The organism is Streptomyces sp. NPDC055400, from assembly GCF_053644375.1.
Genome location: NZ_JBSHLM010000003.1, coordinates 240,128 through 257,986, shown reverse-complemented (window position 1 = coordinate 257,986; position 17,859 = coordinate 240,128). Strand labels below are relative to the sequence as shown.

Annotated in this window: 18 protein-coding genes; 14 read left to right on the top strand and 4 right to left on the bottom strand. The window is 72.5% G+C overall.

Annotated elements, in window-relative coordinates:
- Positions 1-51 precede the first annotated feature (51 nt).
- Entirely contained in the window at positions 52-1,554 is a 1,503-nt protein-coding gene (locus tag ACWIGU_RS09305; RefSeq protein ID WP_454399032.1) for a VMAP-C domain-containing protein, read from the bottom strand.
- A gap of 228 nt (positions 1,555-1,782) precedes the next feature.
- Positions 1,783-2,970, bottom strand: a complete 1,188-nt coding sequence (locus ACWIGU_RS09300) for a pyridoxal phosphate-dependent aminotransferase (protein WP_454399030.1) — start codon at positions 2,968-2,970, stop codon at positions 1,783-1,785.
- A gap of 115 nt (positions 2,971-3,085) precedes the next feature.
- On the opposite strand from ACWIGU_RS09300, the gene ACWIGU_RS09295 reads away from it, so the two are divergent.
- From ACWIGU_RS09295 to kynU, 11 genes are all read left to right on the top strand, one after another.
- The gene (locus ACWIGU_RS09295) at positions 3,086-3,394 is read left to right on the top strand and encodes a hypothetical protein (protein ID WP_454399029.1); all 309 of its coding nucleotides are present in this window, start codon (positions 3,086-3,088) and stop codon (positions 3,392-3,394) included.
- Positions 3,395-3,762: 368 nt separating this feature from the next.
- On the top strand, positions 3,763-4,284 hold the full coding sequence (locus ACWIGU_RS09290) for a DUF2617 family protein (protein ID WP_454399027.1): 522 nt from the start codon (positions 3,763-3,765) through the stop codon (positions 4,282-4,284).
- A gap of 90 nt (positions 4,285-4,374) precedes the next feature.
- Entirely contained in the window at positions 4,375-6,021 is a 1,647-nt protein-coding gene (locus tag ACWIGU_RS09285) for a polyamine aminopropyltransferase (protein WP_454399026.1), read from the top strand.
- A 53-nt stretch (positions 6,022-6,074) separates the two neighbouring features.
- On the top strand, positions 6,075-6,941 hold the full coding sequence (locus ACWIGU_RS09280; RefSeq protein ID WP_454399024.1) for an SRPBCC domain-containing protein: 867 nt from the start codon (positions 6,075-6,077) through the stop codon (positions 6,939-6,941).
- A 20-nt stretch (positions 6,942-6,961) separates the two neighbouring features.
- Positions 6,962-7,756: an aldose epimerase family protein gene (locus ACWIGU_RS09275; protein ID WP_356276584.1), complete on the top strand. Its 795-nt coding sequence runs from the start codon at positions 6,962-6,964 to the stop codon at positions 7,754-7,756.
- Positions 7,757-7,766: 10 nt separating this feature from the next.
- Positions 7,767-8,318: an orotate phosphoribosyltransferase gene (pyrE, locus tag ACWIGU_RS09270; protein ID WP_383089127.1), complete on the top strand. Its 552-nt coding sequence runs from the start codon at positions 7,767-7,769 to the stop codon at positions 8,316-8,318.
- Between the two features lie 167 nt (positions 8,319-8,485).
- Positions 8,486-9,517, top strand: a complete 1,032-nt coding sequence (gene fbaA, locus ACWIGU_RS09265) for a class II fructose-bisphosphate aldolase (RefSeq protein WP_100596406.1) — start codon at positions 8,486-8,488, stop codon at positions 9,515-9,517.
- Between the two features lie 68 nt (positions 9,518-9,585).
- Entirely contained in the window at positions 9,586-10,788 is a 1,203-nt protein-coding gene (locus ACWIGU_RS09260; protein ID WP_454399021.1) for a MalY/PatB family protein, read from the top strand.
- A complete protein-coding gene (locus ACWIGU_RS09255) occupies positions 10,785-11,198 on the top strand; it encodes a DUF3151 domain-containing protein (RefSeq protein WP_454399019.1) in 414 nt (137 codons plus the stop codon). Before ACWIGU_RS09260 ends, ACWIGU_RS09255 begins: the two co-directional genes overlap by 4 nt.
- Positions 11,199-11,355: 157 nt before the next feature.
- The gene (locus ACWIGU_RS09250) at positions 11,356-12,195 is read left to right on the top strand and encodes a tryptophan 2,3-dioxygenase family protein (RefSeq protein WP_454399017.1); all 840 of its coding nucleotides are present in this window, start codon (positions 11,356-11,358) and stop codon (positions 12,193-12,195) included.
- Entirely contained in the window at positions 12,188-13,393 is a 1,206-nt protein-coding gene (gene kynU / locus ACWIGU_RS09245; protein ID WP_454399015.1) for a kynureninase, read from the top strand. Before ACWIGU_RS09250 ends, kynU begins: the two co-directional genes overlap by 8 nt.
- A gap of 7 nt (positions 13,394-13,400) precedes the next feature.
- Here kynU and ACWIGU_RS09240 read toward each other — a convergent pair whose 3' ends face one another.
- A complete protein-coding gene (locus ACWIGU_RS09240; RefSeq protein WP_454399014.1) occupies positions 13,401-14,051 on the bottom strand; it encodes a TetR/AcrR family transcriptional regulator in 651 nt (216 codons plus the stop codon).
- Between the two features lie 122 nt (positions 14,052-14,173).
- Here ACWIGU_RS09240 and ACWIGU_RS09235 point away from each other — a divergent pair, with 122 nt between their 5' ends.
- The 3 genes from ACWIGU_RS09235 to ACWIGU_RS09225 all read left to right on the top strand — a co-directional run bounded on the left by ACWIGU_RS09235 (position 14,174) and on the right by ACWIGU_RS09225 (position 17,254).
- Positions 14,174-15,046, top strand: coding sequence for an alpha/beta hydrolase (locus tag ACWIGU_RS09235; RefSeq protein WP_454399012.1), 873 nt, complete (start codon positions 14,174-14,176; stop codon positions 15,044-15,046).
- 104 nt (positions 15,047-15,150) lie between these two features.
- Positions 15,151-16,554: a sensor histidine kinase gene (locus ACWIGU_RS09230; RefSeq protein ID WP_454399010.1), complete on the top strand. Its 1,404-nt coding sequence runs from the start codon at positions 15,151-15,153 to the stop codon at positions 16,552-16,554.
- Between the two features lie 31 nt (positions 16,555-16,585).
- A complete protein-coding gene (locus tag ACWIGU_RS09225) occupies positions 16,586-17,254 on the top strand; it encodes a response regulator transcription factor (protein ID WP_356276561.1) in 669 nt (222 codons plus the stop codon).
- Positions 17,255-17,260: 6 nt separating this feature from the next.
- Here ACWIGU_RS09225 and ACWIGU_RS09220 read toward each other — a convergent pair whose 3' ends face one another.
- Positions 17,261-17,791, bottom strand: a complete 531-nt coding sequence (locus ACWIGU_RS09220) for a GbsR/MarR family transcriptional regulator (protein WP_454399008.1) — start codon at positions 17,789-17,791, stop codon at positions 17,261-17,263.
- Positions 17,792-17,859 lie beyond the last annotated feature (68 nt).

The window sequence follows — 17,859 nt, the reverse complement described above, 5'->3', positions numbered from 1 at the left end:
TCCGTACTCCCCAACCGCCTTAGCCCGGACACCTGGTTGGACTGGAAGTCTTCAACTCGCTGATTCCGGTACTTCGGGAAGGCGGCTCGGATCGTCCCACAGCACAGCGATGCGAGAGTCGACGGAACCCTCTGTCCCATCGTCGCGTGTTCCGGGAGAGAAGCGCAAGCGCGTGACTGTCTCCAACAGGTCGTCCCAGGCACCCGTTTCGGCGACCCGGTGGAGTTCGGCGTGTTCGCTGTCGTCGAGCGGTCCCTGGTGAGCCCAGAGCAGCACCGGCAGGCCCGCCTGGAGGCCGAGCGTCAGCTCGCTGAGCCCGTGTTCCTCGTCCGGTGACGACCCCAGAGTCATCAGCACAATGGCCTGATTACGCTTCAACTTGGCGTAGAGCGCCTGCTGTTGGGACCCGGCGCCGGTTTCGCACCGGTGTACGTGCGCCTCGCCCCCGCTCCTCAGCACCTCCCAGCGCGCGTTCCACACCCGGTGCACCTGGCGTGCTTCCATCCGCTCCAGACTGCGTATGACGACCTTGTAGTCCATGCCCAGCGGAGGGGTGTACGGGGTCGATCGGCCGAGGCCGGGCTGCCGCGGCCCGAAGGGGGTCGGCCGGGTCCAGTCCTCGACCGGTGTGTTCGCCATCGCCAGGGAGAGGATGAACTCGACGACGATGCCGCCGTGGTGGTTGCGCAGCCGCTCTTCCTCCCGGTCGACGAGGGTGGCGACCCAGTCGGGCACCTCCGTCAGGCGCAGTTCCCGGTCGTCCCGCTGGCGCGGCTCCCAGGCGTTGCCGGTGCTCGTCCAGCAGGTGAGTGCGACACGGTCGGGTGACTCGGTCAACGGCTGGAGCCGGATCACCAGGAAGGCTTCACGGCCGGGGTCTCTGCGCCAGGTCCCGGTGGAGGTGCGGACGGCGTCGAGCAGGCGCTGCCCCTCGACTCCCGCGTCGGCGAGGGAGCGGATGTGGCTGCTGAGCCAGACCCTGAGCGGGTCGCCGCGCTCCGGGCCCACCAGATACGCCAGTTCGTGCAGGAAGCGCACGCTCCTCGGTATCCCGTCCGGGGGAACGTTGCACTGCTCCAGGAGCCCGTACGCCTCGCGTGCCGTGCTGGTCGTCCTCGGCAGCGGCCCGAAGCTGTCCCCGGCCACATGGCGGAAGAGGTCGGCGAGCTCCGGCACGGAACCCCGGTCGAGGCCGCTCAGGAGCGGGTCGAGCGCGGCCCGCTGCGCCGGGTCGCCGGCCGGCGGCAGCGGCGACTCCACGAGGGCGGACGCCTGGAGCGAGGCCAGATCGTCGTCCGCCAGATACCGGACGGCCTCCACCAGCCGGAGCCAGCCGTGGGGCACGGCGCCGAACACCCGGACCATTTCGACGATGTGCGGCTTCTTCTCGCCGAACTCGGTCACGGACAGGCGCTGTCCGAGCCGGTGGAGCGCCCGTTCGACGCACATCCTGCGGCTGAGCCGGTCCTCCATGACGGACACCCGCATCAGCGCCTCCACGAGCTGCTCTTCGCTCGCGGGAAAGGCCGGGTACGGGGACGGGCGCTCAGGCATGGCCGTCGGAGCGGTTCTGCCACCGGGTGGCGTCCGCCGGATAGATGTCCGCAGTTGGTCGAGCCACTTCCACGTGTCCCCCTCACGCGTCCCGCGGCAGCGGTCGTACTGTCGCTGCCCGAGCCAGCAAGGGTATGACGAAGAGCCGCGCGTGGGTACGGTCACAACCGTCCCATTTGGATCACGCGCGCATCGCGTCACTCCCCGGAAAGCGGGACCCGGCCGGACTCAGGCGAGCTTCTTGAGGCGGTCGACCGCTTCTTCGAGCACGGCGATCCGCTTGCAGAACGCGAACCGTACGAAAGGGGCGCCCGCGTCGCGGTGGTCGTAGAACACCGCGTTCGGGATGGCGACGACGCCCGCGCGTTCGGGCAGCGCGCGGCAGAACGCGAAGCCGTCGCTCTCGCCGAGCGGGCGGATGTCGGTGGTGACGAAGTACGTGCCCGCGGGCCGGAACACCTCGAAGCCCGCCGCCGCGAGACCGTCCGCGAGCAGGTCGCGCTTGGCGCTCATGTCGGCGCGGAAGGCGTCGTAGTACGAGTCGGGCAGCGAGAGCGCCTCGGCGATCGCGTACTGGAAGGGGCCGGACGCGACGTAGGTGAGGAACTGCTTCGCCGAGCGGACCGCGGTGACCAGCTCGGGGGACGCGGTCACCCAGCCGACCTTCCAGCCCGTGAACGAAAAGGTCTTGCCGGCCGACCCGATGGTCACCGTGCGCTCGCGCATGCCGGGGAGCGTGGCGAGCGGGATGTGCCCGGCGTCGCCGAACGTCAGGTGCTCGTACACCTCGTCGGTGATCACCAGGAGGTCGCGTTCGACGGCGAGGGCCGCGATCGCGGTGAGCTCCTCGCGGGTGAGGACGGTGCCGGTCGGGTTGTGCGGGGTGTTGATGAGCAGGAGGCGGGTGCGGTCGGTGACCGCGGCGCGCAGCTCGTCCAGGTCGAGCCGGAAGGCGCCACCGTCGGGGCGCAGGGTGACGGGGACGCGGGTGCCGCCCGCCAGCGCGATGCTCGCCGCGTACGAGTCGTAGTACGGCTCCAGCGCGACGACCTCGTCGCCGGGTTCCACCAGGGCGAGCAGCGAGGCGGCGATGGCCTCGGTGGCGCCGGCCGTGACGAGGACCTCGCGGTCCGGGTCGAAGGACAGGCCGTAGCGGCGCTCCTGGTGGGCGGCGATCGCGGTGCGCAGCTCGGGGACGCCGGGGCCCGGCGGGTACTGGTTGCCGCGGCCGTCGCGCAGCGCCCGCACGGCCGCCTCGCGGATCTCCTCGGGGCCGTCCGTGTCGGGGAAGCCCTGGCCGAGGTTGATCGAGCCGGTCGCCGTGGCCAGCGCGGACATCTCCGCGAAGATCGTGGTCCCGAACTCGGCGAGACGGCGGTTGAGCAGGGGGCGCGCGCTGGAGGTCATGGCCGCCATCCTGCGCCGAACCTCTGGAGTTCCTCAACTCTGCTTTGACGGGGCGCGGGCCCGGGAATCCCCGAATCACGCCCGACGGGGGCGTTCTCGGGGGAATGAGAGGAAGGTGGGGGCCGTGATCATCGGAGCCATCATCTTTGTGCTTGTGATCGTGGGCATCGTCGTGGCCGTGTCGTCCGCGGGCGGCTCGGGCAAGGCGCGGAAGACGTCGCTGAGCAAGGGCCGGTCGCGGCGCTCCAGCGGCAGCTGGTGGGCCGGCGGCGGCGGTGCGGCGAGCGGGTACTCCTGCTCGTCCGGCAGCTCGGGCAGCTCCGGCGGACACCACGGGCACTCCTGTGGCGGCGGATCCTCGTGCGGGGGCGGAAGTTCCTGCGGGGGCGGGTCCTCCTGCGGCGGCGGGGGCGGGTGCGGCGGCGGAAGCTGACCGCGACACCAGGACACGTACGGCCCACAGGGAGGCGGCTGACACGGGGCAGCCGGTCCGCGTGGGCCGTACGTATGTGTGAGTCAGTCGGAGGAACGAGCGACGAACAGGGCGCCATATGCGCCTGGAACGGTCCGTTGTGCGGGAAGCGTACGCAAGTTGCCCGGAGAAGTTGAACAGTTGAGCTGTGGGGTCCCCGGAGGGGATGGAAACCCGGCGAAGTTGGGTAAAAACGCTGTGGTGGCGCCACCGTTCATGATTCCCTCTTAACCGTCAAAAGCGGCCCTCGTACGTTCGCGTGGGCACGTGCCGGCCCTCCCCCCTCAGCGCCGGCCTCACCTCCATTTGTGTGTTAGCGGAGCCGACCCATGCTCACGACCCTGAACACCGCCTACACCGACACGCGCGCGGACGACCTGGCCTGGGCTCTCGGCCGCGAGCCGCTGCCCGCGCTCGCCACGCTCGATCTCGAACTCGCCGGTGCCCGGCTCCAGTTGAGACTCCTCGGTGCCTCGCACCAGGTACTCCTGGAGGAGGAGCGGGGCACCTGCTCCGAGACCGTCGCCTGTATCCCGGGCAGCAGCACCCCGCTGCCGCTCGGCGTCGCCAAGCGCATGGGCGACTGGGAGTACGAGTTCGCGGCACACGTCGAGACCCTCTCGGAGGGCTCGTTCGCGGGCCGAGCCCAGGAACTCATCGCGCTGGTGTCCGATCATCCCAACGGCCTCGCCGGGGTGTTCCCCGGCAGCCCGCACGCCTTCACCGCACTGCTCGCCCACCGGCAGGAGGGCCAGGTGCACTGGCGCACCTGGCACGCCTATCCGCAGGAGGGTCAACTCGTCGTCACCCGGACCCGGGTGGGGGTGCGGACCCCGGCCGCGCTGCGGTGACGCCATGCGCCACGACCCATGCGCGCACAGGCCCACTTCCACACGTGTGGGTGACGGGACGGAGTTGCGGGGTGACGTAGCGTTCGCAACGTGATCGAGCCGCGCACCCCCGTCCCGTCCGGCGTCCGACGCGCCCGGAGCGAGGAGGGCAGGGCGCCCCTCCCCGTAAAGCCGGCGACCGGACGCTTCCTCGTCCTCGCGGGCGTCTTCCTCTGCGCGGCCTGCGGACTCGTGTACGAACTCGAACTGGTCGCGCTCGCCTCGTACTTGATCGGCGACTCGGTCACCCAGGCGTCCGTCGTGCTGTCCGTGATGGTCTTCGCCATGGGCATCGGCTCGCTCGGGGCCAAGCGGCTGCGGCTGCGGGCCGCCGCCGGGTTCGGCGCGGTCGAGGCCGCCCTCGCGCTGGTCGGCGGGTGCAGCGCGATGGCGCTGTACGCGGTGTTCGCGTGGACCGGCGACTGGGGCGGGTCCTGGGCGGGCGGCTCGCGCTACATGCTCGTCGGGTTCTCCCTCGCCATCGGCGTGCTCATCGGCGCCGAAGTGCCCCTCCTGATGGTGCTCATCCAGCGGATCAGGCGGCAGGACGCCGGCGGCGCCGTCGCCGACCTGTTCGCCGCCGACTACGTGGGCGCGCTCGTCGGCGGGCTCGCCTTTCCCTTCCTCCTGCTGCCGATGCTCGGGCAGCTGACGGGCGCGCTGCTGACCGGCGCGGTCAACGCGCTCGCGGGCGGCGCCCTCGTGCTCGGCCTGTTCCGCAGGGACCTCACCCGCCGGGGCCGCTGGACGCTGCTCGTGGCGAACGTCGTCGTGCTCGGCCTGCTCGCCTGTGCCGCGGCCCGCGTGGACGACTTCGAGCGGGCCGCCCGGCAGGCCATGTACGGCAGGGACGTACGCGTCGCCGTCCAGACCGGCGTACAGGAGATCGTCCTCACCGGCGGCAAGCACGAGCCGCTCGGCCTCTATCTCGACGGGCGCCTGCGCGTCAGCGGCCGGGACGAGCAGCGCTACCACGAGGGCCTGGTGCGGCCCGCGATGGCCGGGCCGCACGCGCGCGTGCTCATCCTCGGCGGCGGCGACGGCCTCGCCGCCCGCGAGGTCCTGCGCTTCCCCGGGGTGCGGCAGGTGGACATCGTCGAGATCGACCCCGGCGTCCTGCGCCTCGCCAGAAACGATCCGCCGCTGAGCGCGCTCAACGGGCACGTGTACGAGGACCGGCGCGTGCGGGCCGTGACCGCGGACGCCTTCCAGTGGCTGCGCGGGCCCCACACCCCGTACGACGTCGTGATCTCCGATCTGCCCGACCCCGGGATCACGGCCAGCACGAAGCTGTACTCGCAGGAGTTCTACGGCCTGGCGGCCCAGGTCCTCGCGCCGGACGGGCGGCTCGCCGTACACGCCGGGTCGCTGTCGTCGCGGCCCCGCGTGTTCTGGACGGTCGACACGACGCTGCGCGCGGCGGGCCTGCGGACGGTGCCGTACTGGGTGGGCACGGGCTGCCCCCCGGCCCAGGCCGGCCGGCAGCACGGGGCGTGGGGCCGGCTCACCGGGATCGCCGACGGGCCCGACCGGACGCTCGACGGGACGCGGGCGCCGAGCGACTGGGGGTTCGTGCTCGCGGGCCTCGGGCCGCCGCCGGAGGGCGCCGTGCCGCGCGACCGGATGCGCGCGGCGGAGCGCTCGCGGATCACCGGACTCGCCCCGTCGACCCTGGTTCATCCGCGGTACGCCGACTGAGTACGCGCCGAACGCGGGACGCGTGGGGCCGGGCGTGGGTAGGCTCGGGCGGCATGGAGCATGAGGTGTTCGTTCCGGTTCCGGCGGAGTCGTTGAGGGGCGCGCTGGCAGCCCCGGAGTTGGTGGCGAGGGCGGTGCCCGGGCTTCAGCGGGAGGCCTCCGGCGACGGCGGCAGGCTGAAGCTCCGCATCGGCGGCCACACCATCACCTACCGCGGCTCCCTGCGCGTCACCGAGACGGAGACCGGGACGTTCGCGGTCGAGGGCGACGGCACCGAGGCGCGCGGCACCGGGTCCGTGAAGTTCGCGGTGACCGTGCGCGTCGCCGCCGCGTCCGGCGGCTCGAACGTCACGTTCGTCGCGTCCGGCAGCGGGGACGGCCGGGTCGCCGAACTCTCCGAGGACGCCGTGCAGTCCGCCGTGCGCCGTCTCCTGAGCCGCTTCGCGGAGGCGCTCGGCACGGTGGCGGAACCGGGGACGGACCCGGGGGCGGAGGACGCGGCCCCTGCGGAGGACTCCGCCGAGGAGGCGGACGCCGCAGACACGGCGGACGCCGCAGACGACGCGGACGCCACCGGCGCGGACGCCGAGGACGAGGACCACACCTCCGTCTTCGACACCGAGATCCCGCCGCCCTCGCTCGCCCCCTTCGCCGAGCTGGAGCCCGAAGCCGAGGCTGACGCAGGGGACGCCGGGTTCGACGCCGAAGCGCCGCCCGCCGAGGCCGCCCACGCGCGCCGCACCATGATCGGCCGCAGCGCCGAGGAGGTCGACCACGCGCCGCCGCGCGGCCGGTACGCCCCGGTGCCCGCGCCCGAGTCCACGGCGGCCACCGCCACCTTGCGCTGGGCCGCGCCCGCCGCCGCCCTCGTGGTCGCGTCCGCGATCGTCGTCGGCCGGGTACTGCGCCGCCGGCGCTGACACAAACGTAAGGTCGGCCCGTGACTACCCAGGAAACGACGCTGACCGCGGGTGACGCGGAAGTGACCGTGCAGCCGGGCAACGGCTGCCGCGTGAGCAGCCTGCGGATCGGCGGCACCGAACTCCTCCGGCAGGGGGAGCGGTACGGCTGCTTCCCGATGGTGCCGTGGTGCGGCCGCATCAGGGACGGCAGGTTCCGCGACGGCGGGCAGACGTACCAGATGCCCCTGAACTCGCCGCCCCACGCCATCCACGGCTTCGCCCGCGACGCCGAGTGGAGGACCGCCCGCGTGAGCGCCGACGAGGCCGTCTTCACGTACGACCTCGCCGAGCCCTGGCCCTGGACCGGCCGCGTCACGCAGCTGGTGCGCCTCGCCGAGGACTCGCTCACGCTGACGCTCGGCATCGAGACGTACGGCGACTCGTTCCCCGCGCAGGCCGGCTGGCACCCCTGGTTCAACCGGACCCTCGACGGCTCCGCCGACGGCGTGCGCGTCGAGTTCTCCCCGGCCTGGCAGGAGGAGCGCGGCGACGACCACCTCCCCACCGGCAAGCGGATCGACCGCACCGACGGCCCCTGGGACGACTGCTTCGGCATGCCCGACGGCGTCGACGTGACCCTGACCTGGCCGCAGCGCCTGGAGGTCAAGGTCGCGAGCCGGGAGCACTGGGTCGTCGTCTACGACGAGCAGGAGGCGGCCGTGTGCGTGGAGCCGCAGACCGGCCCGCCGGACGGACTGAACACGCTGCCCCGCCTCGTCACCCCGGTGGACCCCCTTGAGGCGTCGACCACCTGGACCTGGCGAGCCCTCTAAGCTCGTAGCCATGACGAACGACGTGCGCGACGCGCTTCTCCAGCAGATCAAGGACAAGGCCGTGGTGCACGGCAAGGTGACGCTCTCCTCCGGTCTGGAGGCGGACTACTACATCGACCTGCGCCGCATCACCCTCGACGGCGAGGCCGCCCCGCTGGTCGGTCAGGTGCTCCTCGACCTGACCGCCGACCTCGACTTCGACGCAGTGGGCGGCCTGACGATGGGCGCCGACCCGGTCGCCGGCGCCATGCTGCACGCGGCCGCCGCCCGCGGCGAGCGCCTCGACGCCTTCGTGGTCCGCAAGGCCGCCAAGGCGCACGGCATGCAGCGCCGCGTCGAGGGCCCGGACATCAGGGGCCGCCGCGTCCTCGTAGTCGAGGACACGTCCACCACCGGCGGCTCCCCGCTCACCGCCGTCGAGGCCGTGCGTGAGGCCGGTGCCGAGGTCGTCGGCGTCGCCACGATCGTGGACCGCGCCACCGGTGCCGCCGAGAAGATCAGCGAGGGCGCCGGGGTGCCCTACCTGTTCGCGTACGGCAAGGACGAGCTGGGCCTGGACTGAGGCCGGTCGATAACGGGCCGGACCCAGTACGCGACCAGTACTGGAGCTGTCCGGCAAGTCTGGAAAGATGGGGGCGACGATGACGTCGCCATCCGGGGCCGATCCAGACGTGAGGCCCCAGGTCAGGGTCTGACAGCACACACCCGCACATCCCAAGGAGCGGACACATGCCCATCGCAACTCCCGAGGTCTACGCCGAGATGCTGGACCGGGCGAAGGCCGGCAAGTTCGCCTACCCGGCCATCAACGTGACCTCCTCGCAGACCCTGAACGCTGCGCTGCGCGGCTTCGCGGAGGCCGAGAGCGACGGCATCATCCAGATCTCCACCGGCGGTGCGGAGTTCCTGGGCGGCCAGTACAACAAGGACATGGTGACGGGCGCCGTGGCCCTCGCCGAGTACGCGCACATCATCGCCGAGAAGTACGACGTCACCGTCGCGCTGCACACGGACCACTGCCCCAAGGGCAAGCTGGACGGCTATGTGCGTCCGCTGCTCGACATCTCCGCCGAGCGCGTCAAGGCCGGCCGCAACCCGCTGTTCCAGTCCCACATGTGGGACGGCTCCGCGGAGACCCTCGCCGACAACCTGGCCATCGGCCAGGAGCTGCTCGCGAAGGCCGCCGCCGCGAAGATCATCCTCGAGGTCGAGATCACCCCGACCGGCGGCGAGGAGGACGGCGTCAGCCACGAGATCAACGACGAGCTGTACACGACCGTCGACGACGCGATCCGCACCGCCGAGGCCCTGGGCCTGGGCGAGAAGGGCCGCTACCTGCTCGCCGCGTCCTTCGGCAACGTGCACGGCGTGTACAAGCCGGGCAACGTCGTCCTGCGTCCGGAGCTCCTCAAGGACCTCCAGGAGGGCGTCGGCGCCAAGTACGGCAAGACGGCCGGGTCGCAGCCGTTCGACTTCGTCTTCCACGGCGGCTCCGGCTCCACCGAGCAGGAGATCGCGACCGCGCTGGAGAACGGCGTCGTGAAGATGAACCTCGACACCGACACCCAGTACGCCTTCACGCGTCCGGTCGCGGACCACATGTTCCGCCACTACGACGGCGTCCTGAAGGTCGACGGCGAGGTCGGCGTGAAGTCGCAGTACGACCCGCGCACCTGGGGCAAGTCCGCCGAGGCGGGCATGGCCAAGCGCGTCTCCGAGGCCTGCGCGAACCTGCGCTCCACGGGCACGAAGCTCAAGTAGTACGAGGCTGGTCACCGGGGCCCGGCATCCCTCCTGGGGTGCCGGGCCTCCGGCGTACCCCGAGGGAGATGACTGTGCGCTACGACTTCGACACCCCGGTCGACCGGCGCGGCACGTGGTGCGTCCAGTGGGACGGGGTCGCGGACCGGTTCGCGGTGCCCGATCTGCTGCCGTTCACCATTTCCGACATGGACTTCGCCTGTGCGCCCGAGGTCCTCGCGGCCCTCGGGTCCCGCCTCGCGCACGGCGTGTTCGGTTACACGGACTGGCGGCACGACGACTTCCGCGGCGCCGTGCGCGACTGGTTCGCGACCCGGTACGGCACCGAGGTCGACGTGGACGGGCTCGTGTACGCCCCGTCCGTGCTCAACCAGACAGCCCAGCTCCTGCGCATGTGGACGCGGCCCGGCGACGGCGTCGTCCTGCACACCCCCACGTACGACGGCTTCCGCAAGGCGGTCACCGGGCTCGGCCGCGAGATGCGCACCGCCGGTGTCGACGACTGGGCGGGTCTGGAGCGGGAGCTGGCACGGCCCGACAGCCGGGTCCTGATCCTGTGCTCGCCGCACAACCCCACCGGCAAGGTGTGGACGGACGCCGAGCTGACCCGGATCGCGGACCTCGCCCGGCGCCACGCGGTCGCCGTCATCAGCGACGAGATCCACGCCGACCTCACGCACACCGGCCACGTCCACCGCCCGTGGACGCCGTACGGCGAGGGCCTGCGCTGGGCGCTCGTCACCTCCGCCACCAAGGCCTTCAACTTCCCTGCCCTGAGCGGGAGTTACGGCTTCGTCGGCGATCCGGACGACCACGCCGAGTTCGTGCGGCGCATGGACACCGCGGAGGGCCTCGCCTCGCCGGCCGTCCTGTCGCTGACCGCGCACATCGCCGCGTACCGCGAGGGCGGGGCGTGGCTGGACGGCGTGCGGGAGTACACGCACGGGAACCTGGCGATGCTCGCGGAGCGGCTGGACGCCGCGTTCCCCGGGCTCGGGTGGCGGCCGCCGCAGGCCGGCTATCTCGCCTGGATCGATCTGCGTCCCCTCGGCGTCGACGACGACGCGCTCCAGCGGGAGCTCGTCGAGCGGGAGCGCGTGGCGATCATGCCGGGCGCCACCTACGGGGCGCCCGGATTCGTCCGCCTGAACGTCGGCTGCCCGCGCGCCAAGGCCGAGGCGGGCGTGGACGCGCTGGTGCGGGCGCTGGGCAGGCTCGCGATCACCGGCATGGAACGCACCGCCGGTCATGGCGCAGACTGGAACCCATGAGCCTTCACGAGAACCTTCTCGGGGGACCGCCCCCGACCGAGCTGCCCGACGACCCGGAGCCGCGCGAGCTGCTCGCGAGCGGAACGGCGCCCGCCGATGTCGCCGCGAAGTACCCGACCTCCTCCCTCGCCTGGGCACGTCTCGCCGACGAGGCGTACGAGCGCGGCAGCGTCGTCGAGTCGTACGCGTACGCCCGCACCGGCTACCACCGCGGCCTGGACTCCCTGCGCCGCGCGGGCTGGAAGGGCCACGGACCGGTGCCGTGGGAGCACGAGCCGAACCGCGGCTTCCTGCGTGCCCTGCACGCTCTCGCGCGCGCCGCGCAGTCCATCGGCGAGCAGGCGGAGTACGAGCGCTGCACGCAGTTCCTCAAGGACTCCTCGCCCGCCGCGGCCCAGACCCTGGGCTAGATTCCCGCACCTCAGCAGGCCCGCCCGTGACGATGTGACCGGGCGGGCCTTGCCGATTCGGGGGACGATTGCGGAGGATGCCGGTGGGGACCGGGGCCCCCGTGCCGGAATTCGGCAGGGGCGGACCGCTACCCGGAGTACGTTCAAGGAGACAGCGATGTCCCACGAGGCTCACGAGTCGAACGAGCCAGAGACGCCGTATCTCGACTTTGCGGGAACCACCCCTTACGAGGACTACGTTCAGGCCGATGTCCTCACCCACCTCCAGCACACCCGCTCCGACGACCCCGGAGAGATGGTCTTCCTGGTCACGACCCAGGTGATGGAGCTGTGGTTCACGGTCATCGTCCACGAGTGGGAGACCGCGTCGCGGGCCCTGCGCGGCGACGACGTGCCGACCGCGGTGGCCGCCCTGAAGCGCTCCGTGCGCGAGCTGGACGCGCTGAACGCGTCGTGGCGCCCGCTCGGCCAGCTCACCCCCGCGCAGTTCAACTCCTACCGGGCCGCCCTCGGCGAGGGCTCCGGCTTCCAGTCGGCGATGTACCGGCGCATGGAGTTCCTGCTCGGCGAGAAGTCCGCCTCCATGCTCGTCCCGCACCGGGGCGCGCCGCGCGTGTACGCGGAGCTGGAGAAGGCCCTGGAGGAGCCGAGCCTGTACGACGAGGTGCTGCGGCTGCTCGCCCGCCGCGGCCACACCGTCCCCGAGGCCGTGCTCAAGCGGGACGTGGCGCAGAGGTACGAGCCGTCCCCCGAGGTCGAGGCCGTGTGGACGGCGCTGTACGCCGGTGACGAGGGCGACGAGCTCGCCCGCCTCGGTGAGGCCCTCACCGACGTCGCCGAGCTGGTGTGGCGATGGCGCAACGACCATCTGGTGGCGACCCGCAGGGCGATGGGCGCCAAGACGGGAACGGGCGGCTCCGCGGGCGTGGCCTGGCTGGAGAAGCGCGCGCAGAAGAACGTGTTCCCCGAGCTGTGGACAGCGAGGTCCCATGTCTGACGTCACTGCGCTTGCCGGTAAGGCGCTGGAGCTGGACACCGCCGACGAGCTGGGCAAGCTGCGCGAGCGGTTCGTCCTGGACGACACCGTGTACCTCGACGGCAATTCGCTCGGCGCGCTCCCCGCGCATGTGCCGGGGCGCGTCGAGGACGTCGTGCGCCGGCAGTGGGGCGAGCTGCGCATCCGTTCCTGGACCGAGTCGGGCTGGTGGACGGCGCCGGAGCGGATCGGCGACCGGATAGCCCCGCTGGTGGGGGCCGCCCCGGGCCAGATCGTCGTCGGCGACTCGACCAGCGTAAATGTGTTCAAGGCGCTGGTGGGCGCGGTGCGCCTGGCCGGTGAGGGGCGCGACGAGATCCTCGTCGACGCGACGACGTTCCCGACGGACGGGTACATCGCCGAGTCCGCCGCCCGGATGACGGGCTGCACGCTGCGTCCGCTGACCCCGGCGGAGGTCCCGGGCGCGCTCGGCGACCGTACGGCCGCGGTGCTCCTCAACCACGTCGACTACCGCACGGGCCGCCTGCACGACCTGCCCGCGCTGACCGCCGCGGTGCGCGCGGCGGGTGCCAAGTCCGTCTGGGACCTGTGCCACAGCGCGGGCGCGCTGCCGGTCGGGCTCGACGAGCACGGGGTCGACCTCGCGGTCGGCTGCACCTACAAGTACCTGAACGGCGGCCCGGGTTCACCCGCGTACCTGTATGTGCGCAGTGATCTGCAGAGCCGCTTCGACTCGCCGCTGCCGGGGTGGAACTCGCACGCCGAGCCGTTCGGGATGCGGCCCTCGTACGAGGCCGGGGACGGGGCGGTGCGGGGCAGGGTCGGCACCCCCGACATCCTGTCCATGCTCGCCCTGGAGGCGGCGCTCGACGTCTGGGACGGCGTGCCGGTCGACGCGGTGCGCGCCAAGTCGCTCGCGCTGACGGACTTCTTCCTGGAGTGCGTCGATGCGTATGTGCCCGCGGGGCGGGTCGAGTCGGTGACGCCGGTGGCGCACGCCGAGCGCGGCAGCCAGGTGGCGCTGCGCGCCGACGACGCCGGGGCCGTCATGGAGCGGCTGATCGCGGTGGGTGTGGTCGGTGACTTCCGCGCGCCGGACGTGCTGCGGTTCGGCTTCACCCCGCTGTATCTCGGGTTCGCCGAGGTGGAGCGGGCCGCGCGGGTCCTCGCGGATCAGCTGGCGGCCGCTGCGGCGTAGCGACGCCTCAGGCGGTGTAGACGCCCGCTTCCGCCGCCGCGACGGCGGCGTCGGCGGCCTGGTCCGCGTCGGCTTCGGCCGGCGCGGACCCGGCCGTCAGGAGCTGGTAGTACAGGGGTGCGGACACGGCGCGCACGACGGCCGCCGCGTCCGTGCCGGGCCTCAACTCGCCCCGCCGCACGGCCTGTTCCACGCACGGAGCCCATTCGGCGACCCGTACCTCGTAGAAGCGGCGCAGCGCAGCCGACGTCTTGTCGTCGCAGGTTGCGGCGGCGATGACGGCCCGGAACAGGGCGCCCTGGCGGGGGTCGGCCAGCGTGTCGCGCACCAGGCGGGCGTTGGCCCGCAGGTCGCCGCGCAGGGTCCCGGTGTCGGTGCGCGGCAGCGACTGCTCGGCCATGTCGGCGAGCATGTCGGCGACGAGCCCCGTGACCGAGCCCCAGCGCCGGTACACCGTCGTCTTGCCGACCTCCGCGCGCCGCGCGACGTCCGCCAGGTCGAGATGGGCGAAGCCCTGTTCGGCGAGCACGTCACCGGCGGCGTCGAGGACGGCGGCGCGCACCCGCGCCGTGCGCCCGCCGGGACGGACGGTGCCGGGCTCCGCCTGCACGGTGCCGGCCCCCGAAGGGGCGGTCCCGTGCTCTGCTTGTTCGGGCATACGGCCCAGGGTAACGGCACAGGGGAACCGTTTATCCGGTTACGGTGTGTGTCCGCCCACGTCACCGGCCTGGTAGCGTCCGCATACTTTCCAATTCCGCTGTGACGCTGAGAGGTTGGAGCATGCCGGACGACGCCGCCGCCCGCGACGAGGCCGAAGAGGCATCGGCCTTCTCGCACCCCGTGGTCCCGCCAGATGTCACCGCCGCGTACGGGGATCACCCGGACCAGGTCGTCGACTTCTACGCGCCCCGCGACGGCGCGGAATCCGCGCCCCTGGTGGTGCTCCTGCACGGCGGCGCGTGGCGCGCGCCCTACGACCGGCAGCACGTGACGCCGTTCGCCGACTTCCTCGCGCGACGCGGCTTCGCGGTCGCCAACGTCGAGTACCGGCGCGGCAGTTCACTGCCCCAGCAGGGCGGTACCGCTCCGGTGGCGGGGCGCTGGCCGGAGACGTTCGACGACATCGCCGCCGCCCTCGACGCCCTCCCCGGCCTCGTACGGGACGTGCTGCCGCAGGGTGACCCGCGGCGCACCGTCGTCGTGGGGCACTCGGCCGGCGGGCAGCTCGCTCTGTGGGCCGCGGCGCGGCATCTGCTGCCCGAGGACGCGCCCTGGCGCACCGCCGCCCCCGCACCGCTGCGCGGCGTCGTCGCGCTCGCCCCGATCGCCGACTTCGTGACGGCCCGCGACCTCGACGTCTGCTCCGGCGCACCCGCCCAGTTCCTGGGCGGCAAGGCCGTGTTCGAGGAGCGCCTGCCGTACGCCGACCCGGCCGCGCTGCTTCCCACGGGCATCGCGACGACGCTGGTGCAGGGGCGGGCGGACACGACGGTGCCGTACGCGGTCGCGGAGGCCTACGCGGACGCGGCGGCGAAGGCGGGCGAGGTCGTGGGGCTCACGCTCCTGGAGGACGTCGGCCACTTCCCGCTGATCGACCCCGCCGCGGACGCGTGCGCCGTGGTGGCCGAGGAGATCGCCCAGCTGGCGTGGTGACGGCGCCCGGCTCCGGCGGGAGCGTGTAGTACCTGCGACGGAGGGCCGAGGACCCTCCTCCCGTCGGACGCCTTCGGGGCGGGCCGCCGCTTACGGTGCTGTACGTGACCGAGACCCAGACCCATACCCGGACGATGCCGACGGGGGCCAGGAGCCACAGCCCCGAGTACCGTCTCGCCGCCGGCGCGCTGAGCGGGCTGCGGCAGGACCTGTTCAAGGATCCCTTCGCCTACCGCCCCCTACCGCCGTGGTCCCCGGACGGCCCGCCGCTGCGGCGGCTGCCGGAGCGCGTGCGCCGCTACGCGGTGTGGACGCCGCACGCCGTGGTCGTGGGCGCCGCCCTGTTCACGCTGATGCTCGCGCTCACCGTCGGGCAAGCCATGGGCGGCGACCTCTACCACGCGGTGTCCGGCTTCGTCCCGGCGGTCGCCGTGGCGATGACCCTGCTCAGGCCGGTCGGGGCGTGGTGGATATCCCTCGTGTCGACGCCGTTCGTCGCGGTGCTCGGCGGGGAGGGGTTCGGCGCCCCGTGGGCGCCCGCCGGGTTCTTCGCGCACGTCGTCGTGATGACGGTGGTCGCGGCCAGGACCCGGCCGCGCACGGCGGCCTGGATGTGGGTGGGCACGGCCGCCTTCGGCTTCTTCGCGTCGGTCCTCTGGTACTCCATGGACTCGGACACCGGGCCGATGCTCGTCATCACCGCGCTCGCGCTGCTCGTCACCACGACGGTGCACATCAGGCGCGAGGCGAAGGTGGAGATGACAGCGCAACGCCAGGTCACGGCCGTGGAGCGGGACAAGCGCACGCTCCTGGAGGAGCGCACGAACATCGCCCGCGAGCTGCACGACGTGGTCGCGCACCACATGTCGGTCGTCGCGATCCAGGCGGAGGCCGCGCCGTATCGCGTGCAGAATCCGCCGCCGGAGCTGGAGCAGGCCTTCGTCACGATCCGCGAGAACGCGGTGGCGGCGCTCACCGAGCTGCGCCGGGTTCTCGGCGTCGTACGGGCAGAGGATTACGAGGCGCCCGATGCCCCGCAGCCCACGCTCGCCGACCTCGGCCGGCTCCTGGAGAACGTCCGGGAGGCCGGGCTCCAGGTCGGGCAGACGGTCACCGGCGCGGTCCGCGACCTGCCGCAGGGCGTCGAGCTGTCGGCGTACCGCATCGTGCAGGAGGCGCTGAGCAACGCGTTGCGGCACGCGCCCGGCGCCGAGGCGCGCATCGAGGTGTCGTACGTCCTCGGGGGCCTCGGCCTGCGCATCGTGAACGGCCCGCCGACCGGCCTGGTCAAGCCGCCCGCCCGTCGCCCGACCACCGCCCCTCATCGAGGGCTGCGCCCGCCCCTTTCGATGGGCGCGGGCCACGGCATCACGGGCATGCGGGAGCGCATCGCGATGCTCAGCGGCGAGATGACGGCGGGGCCGACGGCGGACGGCGGCTACGAGGTGGCGGCGTTCGTGCCGGTGACCACTCCGGAGCCGGAGCCGCAGGCGGGAGACCCCGCATGACCATCCGCGTACTGGAACCGAGGGACCCCGCATGACCATCCGCGTACTGATCGCCGACGACCAGATGATGGTCCGCGAGGGCTTCTCGGTGCTGCTCAACGCGATGCCCGACATCGAGGTCGTCGGCGAGGCGGTCAACGGCCGCGAGGCCATCGCCCGGGTCCGTGAACTCTCCCCGGACGTCGTCCTCATGGACATCCGCATGCCGGAGCTGAACGGCATCGAGGCCACCCGCGAGATCGCCGCCATGGACCGCGGCGCGAAGGTGCTCGTCCTGACCACCTTCGACCTCGACGAGTACGTCTACCAGGCGCTGCGCGCGGGCGCCTCCGGCTTCCTCCTCAAGGACGCCTCGGCCCGCCAGCTGGCCGACGGCGTGAGGGTGGTGGCCCAGGGCGAGGCGCTCCTCGCCCCCTCGGTCACCCGCCGCCTGATCACGGAGTTCTCCAAGCTCTCCGAGATCCCGAAGCTGCCCGCGGTGGCGAACCCGGGGGCGTTCGGCGAGCTGACGGAGCGGGAGACGGAGGTGCTGGTCCTGATCGCCCAGGGCCTGTCGAACGCGGAGATCGCCGAACGGCTCGTCGTCGCCGAATCGACCATCAAGACCCACGTCAGCCGGGTCCTCGTGAAGCTGGGCCTGCGGGACCGCACCCAGGCGGCGGTCTTCGCGTACGAGGCGCGGCTGGTCAGGCCCGCATAGGGAACGTCAGGCGGTCCGGGGTCCCAGGTCGAGCGTCTCGCGGTGGGCGTGCCACCGCTTCATCAGGCCCTTCAGCTCGCCGTCCAGGAACTCCATGAACGCCGCCGTCTCGGCGATGCGCAGGCCCGCGGGGCTGTCCGGGCCCAGTGATTCCACCCCGTCGCGCAGGACCCTCTCCCAGCGCACGAGGAGCTGGTCGCGGCGGGTGAACGTCTCGAACCACAGGTCGTTGTGCAGCCGGTAGCGGTCGCGGCGCGAGCCGGGCTCCCGCTCGCGGCCAACCATGCCCGCCTGCGTCAGATAGCGCACGGCCCCGGACACCGCCGCCGGGCTGATCTGCAGTCGTTCGGAGAGCTCGGCCGAGGTCAGCGCGCTCTCGTCGGAGGCGAGCAGCGAGGCGAAGACGCGGGCGGCCATCCGCTGCATCCCGGCCTCGGTCATCTCCGCGGCGAACCGCTCCACGAAGCGTGACACCGCCGCCTCGACGCCTTCCTGGTCCGCCCCGGTGGCGCCGTCGCCGTCCTTCGTCGCGCTCATGTCCCGATCATCTCCCCTGGGTGACGTGCAGCCTCAAGTTTATATGCTTCTTTAACTTCACAAATTTG